Source organism: Rhodococcus sp. R1101 (assembly GCF_000278445.1).
Taxonomy (GTDB): domain Bacteria; phylum Actinomycetota; class Actinomycetes; order Mycobacteriales; family Mycobacteriaceae; genus Rhodococcus; species Rhodococcus gordoniae.
Genome location: NZ_AJVB01000318.1, coordinates 1 through 4,377, shown reverse-complemented (window position 1 = coordinate 4,377; position 4,377 = coordinate 1). Strand labels below are relative to the sequence as shown.

The window sequence follows — 4,377 nt, the reverse complement described above, 5'->3', positions numbered from 1 at the left end:
GCACGTGCTTCCCGGACCACGTCGAGCGGTGGCAGCCGATGCTCGAACGGATGATGCCCGACCTGCACCTGGACGCCGAGACGACCTCACGCGCCGAACCGGGTTCCGCCCGCGCTACAGCGGCGGCGAGAAACGGTTCGGCGCGCAAGGATTTCGAGGAGCGGTGAGTTCTCCGCTCAGACTGTCTGCAGGAACGGGTAGTCGGTGTACCCCTCGGCTCCGGACGCGTAGAACAGTTCGGGACGCGGCGGGTTCTCCGGCTGTCCGTCCCGCCACCGCTCGGCCAGGTCGGGATTGGCGAGCACCGCGCGACCGACCGCCACGGCGTCGGCGTGCGAATCCTCGATCAGCTGCACGGCTTCGTCACGGGTCGTCGGCGAACCGAATCCGCTGTTGGCGATCACTTTGCCGCCGAATCGGTTCCGCAGTTCCTGCACCAGATCTCCGGTCGGCTCCTTGTGCAGGACGGACAGATACGCCAAACCGAGGGGCTGCAGGGCGTCGACCAGAGCGCCGTAGACGGCGTGGACGTCGTCGCGGTCCGTCTCGACCGCGTCCTGGATGTTGTGTTCGGGGGAGATCCGCAGTCCGACGCGTCCGGCACCGACGGCGTCCGACACGGCCGTGACGACCTCGACGACCAGCCGGATCCGGTTCTCCACCGAACCGCCGTATCGATCGGCCCGCACGTTGGAGGCGGGAGAGAGGAATTCGTGCAACAGATAGCCGTTGGCACTGTGGACCTCGACGCCGTCGAGTCCGGCGTCGATCGCTCGGCGGGCCGATGCGACGAAGTCGTCGACGACGGAAGGGATCTCGTCGGTGGTCAGTGCGTGGGGCACGGGGTAGGGCTGCTTACCCTGTTCGGTGTGCACCTGGCCGTCGATCGCGAGGGCGCTCGGCGCGACGACGCGTCGACCACCGTTCACAGCGGGATGCGTGACGCGGCCGCCGTGCATCAACTGCACCACGATGCGGCCGCCACGGTCGTGCACGGCCTCCGCCACGCGGCGCCAACCGGCGACCTGCTCGTCGGTGACGATTCCGGGCTGGCCGACGAAGGCCTGGGATTCGAAGTTCACATAGGTTCCCTCGGCGATGATCAGGCCGACACTCGCCCGCTGACGGTAGTGCTCGACGATCAGATCTCCGGGTACGCCGGCCGAACCACCACGCAGGCGGGTCAGCGGGGCCATGACGATACGGTTCGCGAGTTCGAGGTCTCCGAGAGCTACCGGTGTGAACAAGTCCATGGGTGGCGCAACCGCTCGCGTCCCGGCGACATTCCGATGCCGATCCGATTGTGAGGGGGGTCATACCGTGTCGGGAGATGGTGAATCCGGTCTTTCGGCACCTGCGAGCAGGCGATTCGACCACTCCGCGAGGTGCTCGACGAACTCCGGGGGAGATGCGCCGAGCAACCGGCCACCGGACATGCCCACGGCGAAGACCGCCCAGTCCATGCTGTCGGCGTCCACCTCGATCCGGCACCGGTCGGCGTCGATCGCGATCACCTCGGCCCACTGGCCGATCCGTCGGCGCACCTCGTGCTCGGAGGCCGCCAGCTCGGCGCTGACCTTCACGTGGGAGCGCCCGCGGATTCCGGCTTCGACGAAGGCAGCGGCATTGCCGCCGGGCAGGTCACGTTGGCGAAAGCGCATCCCGGTGGCGGCGGCCTCGGTCATCCGGTCGAGCCGGAAGCTGCGCCAGTCGCTGCGGTCGAGGTCGTACCCGACCAGATACCAGCGTCGCCCGAGAGACACGAGCTGGCGAGGTTCGACGCGTCGGCTCGTCGCGGTCCCGTCGGCCGCGGTGTAGTCGAACACGATGCGTTCGTCGTCGCGGCACGCGCGCGCGACGGTGACCAGTTGCTGCGAATCGGTCGCGCGTGTCGCCCACGGCGTGTCGGCGGAGACCGTCGCCGCGTCCAGTGCCTCGACCTGGCGCCGCAGTCGCGGCGGCATCACCTGGATGACCTTGGCGAGCGCGCGTACGGAGATCTCGGCGATCCCGGTGATCGAGGTCTGGGCCGCGGTGAGTAGACCGACAGCGAGCGCGACCGCTTCGTCGTCGTCGAGGGCCAGGGGAGGCAGCGACGCGCCCGGCGCGAGCTGATATCCGCCGCCGACTCCGCGATCCGACCGCACCGGGTAGCCGAGATCGCGGAGCCGCTCGATATCGCGGCGCAGGGTGCGCAGCGAGACGCCCATCCGCTCGGCGAGGTCGGCGCCGAGCCAGTAGCGGTGGGTCTGCAGCAGCGACAGAAGTCGCAGCGTGCGGGAGCTCGTGTCGGACATGGTCGCATTCTTCCGCACCTTCGGAGCAATAAGTGACAGGAACTGGCACCAATAGCTCGTAGCGTAGTTCTCACCGAACCACGACGACGAGGAGCACCCGATGACCGAGACCACCACCACCGAGAACGTCACGCCGAGGCTCGACCAGGAACGCCGCGATGTGTTGTCGAGCCTGGCCCACGCGCGGCATTTCCTGCGGTTCACTGCCCGCGATCTCACAACCGATCAGGCGTCCCAACGAACCACTGTGAGCGCCTTGACGATCGGTGGCCTCATCAAGCACGTCACCGAGGTCGAGAGAGGATGGGCGGATTTCCTTGTGGTCGGCGCCGACTACATCGAGAAGGATTTCACCGAGTGGACCGAGGAAGATTTCGCCGAGCGCGAGAAGGACTTCCAGCTGCAGCCGGGGGAGACCCTCGAAGGAGCGCTGCGCGCCTACGACGAGGTGGCGGCGAGGACGGACGAGCTGGTGCGGACACTGCCGTCGCTGGACGTGATCCATGAACTTCCGAAGGCGCCGTGGAACATCGAGGAGACATGGTCGGTGCGCCGCGCGTTGCTGCACATCGTCGCGGAGACGACACAGCACGCCGGTCATGCCGACATCATCCGTGAATCCCTCGACGGCGCGAAATCGATGGGATGAGCCGGTCGTCGCGCTAGCGCCGGCCGGTGTCCCGCATCAACTCGGCGAGTTCGGTGCGGTCGGACACGTCGAGTTTGGTGCACGCCCGGTAGATGTGGCCCTCGACGGTGCGAACGGACACCACGAGACGGTCGGCGATCTGCCGGTTCGACAGTCCGGCGGTGACCATGGCGGCGATCTCCCGTTCCCGGCTGGTCAGGGGGAGCGGGCGGGCCGCTTCGTCCAGTGCCGGCGACGTGGCGTTGTCGCATCGCACGGCCAGCGCCGCGGCTGTGGCCGCGGACTCGATCGACCGCCGGGTGTCTCCCCGATCGCGGTAGGCGAGGGCGGCCCGAGCATGGGCGTCGGCCGCGTCGGCGAGCGCGCCGAGTGCCTCGAAGTCGATCGCCGCTGCGGACAGTCCCCGGCCGTCGCCGTCCGCGGCCGCGGACGCATGGGCGGCGATGACCGCGACGAAGCGCCCGTCGCACTGTTCGGCCAGAACCGAGAGCCGTTCTGCTGTCGTGTGGTCCCCGAACCGAGTGGCGGCGTGCAGGGCGACGGCCTCGATGCCGAACTGATCGTTCCGGGCCGCGGTCTCCGCCGCGGTTCGGGCGAGGCCGACCGCGTTCGTGGTCTCGCCGCGCGCCGCGGCGAGCCATGCCTCCGCGATCCGGAGTTGCGGTTCGAAGACGGCGACGTGCCGTCCGCTCCGCGATGTGGCCTGTGCCAGCGCGTCGTCCGCGTCGTTGACACGACCGAGTACGGCATAGCCCTGTGTGAGGGCGATGTACGCCGGCACGTTCCAGGAGACGGCGGCGGCGCGGTCGTCCACCTGGAGCGCGGCGACGGCCTGCTCGAGACGGTGCACGGCGTGGACGAACCTCCCTCGCGTCGTGTCGACGACGCCGCGCAGGATGTTCGCCAGGCCCCAGGCGAGATACTGCCCTGTCGACGTGACGGTTCCGCGGGCGTCGGCGGGACCGCGCATCGCGCTGTGCCGGTAGGTCTCGGCCCGCCGCTCGGCCTCGTCGAGATTCCCGGTGAGGAGCAACGCGAGGACCTCACCCAGACCGGCGGGATAGCGCAGCAGACCGTCGACCTGATGGGCGATCGCTGCACAGCGCGCCGCCATCGCGGGGACCTCGTGACCGCGTCCCATCACCGCGAGCGCCAGACCGCCGCCGAAGAAGGCCCACTCGATCGCCCAGGGGAGTGCAGGTTCGGTGGCGAGGGTGCGATGCGCCAGGGTGAGCGCGTCGTGTGGGCGGCCCTCGTACACCGCACACCCGCAGTCGATCGCGTCGATCACCGGACGGAGGTGCGGGCGGGTGACCAGTTCGCGGAGGGTGGCGAGCACCTGCTGGGCCTCCGCGGCGTTGCCCATTCCCCAGAACAGATTGGAGATGCGTGTCGTGCCCCACCGCACGAGTTCGCTCTCGTCGAGGGTGC

4 protein-coding genes are annotated in these 4,377 nt (G+C 69.0%); 1 reads left to right on the top strand and 3 read right to left on the bottom strand.

Translation table 11 applies throughout. The features are described from left to right. Nucleotides 1-176: 176 nt before the first annotated feature. The gene (locus R1101_RS0116870) at nucleotides 177-1,253 is read right to left on the bottom strand and encodes an alkene reductase (RefSeq protein ID WP_016934547.1); all 1,077 of its coding nucleotides are present in this window, start codon (nucleotides 1,251-1,253) and stop codon (nucleotides 177-179) included. A 60-nt stretch (nucleotides 1,254-1,313) separates the two neighbouring features. Continuing rightward, nucleotides 1,314-2,297, bottom strand: coding sequence for a helix-turn-helix transcriptional regulator (locus R1101_RS0116865; protein WP_051017572.1), 984 nt, complete (start codon nucleotides 2,295-2,297; stop codon nucleotides 1,314-1,316). 100 nt (nucleotides 2,298-2,397) lie between these two features. On the opposite strand from R1101_RS0116865, the gene R1101_RS0116860 reads away from it, so the two are divergent. Next, nucleotides 2,398-2,946, top strand: a complete 549-nt coding sequence (locus tag R1101_RS0116860; protein ID WP_016934545.1) for a DinB family protein — start codon at nucleotides 2,398-2,400, stop codon at nucleotides 2,944-2,946. Between the two features lie 13 nt (nucleotides 2,947-2,959). On the opposite strand, the gene R1101_RS0116855 is transcribed toward R1101_RS0116860, so the two are convergent. Further along, the coding region (locus R1101_RS0116855; RefSeq protein WP_016934544.1) for a helix-turn-helix transcriptional regulator at nucleotides 2,960-4,377 on the bottom strand (1,418 nt) is incomplete at its 5' end.

Coding starts and splice junctions, on each gene's coding strand:
- R1101_RS0116870 (WP_016934547.1), bottom strand. CDS start 1,253: ATGGACTTGTTCACACCGGTAGCTCTCGGAGACCTCGAACTCGCGAAC.
- R1101_RS0116865 (WP_051017572.1), bottom strand. CDS start 2,297: ATGTCCGACACGAGCTCCCGCACGCTGCGACTTCTGTCGCTGCTGCAG.
- R1101_RS0116860 (WP_016934545.1), top strand. CDS start 2,398: ATGACCGAGACCACCACCACCGAGAACGTCACGCCGAGGCTCGACCAG.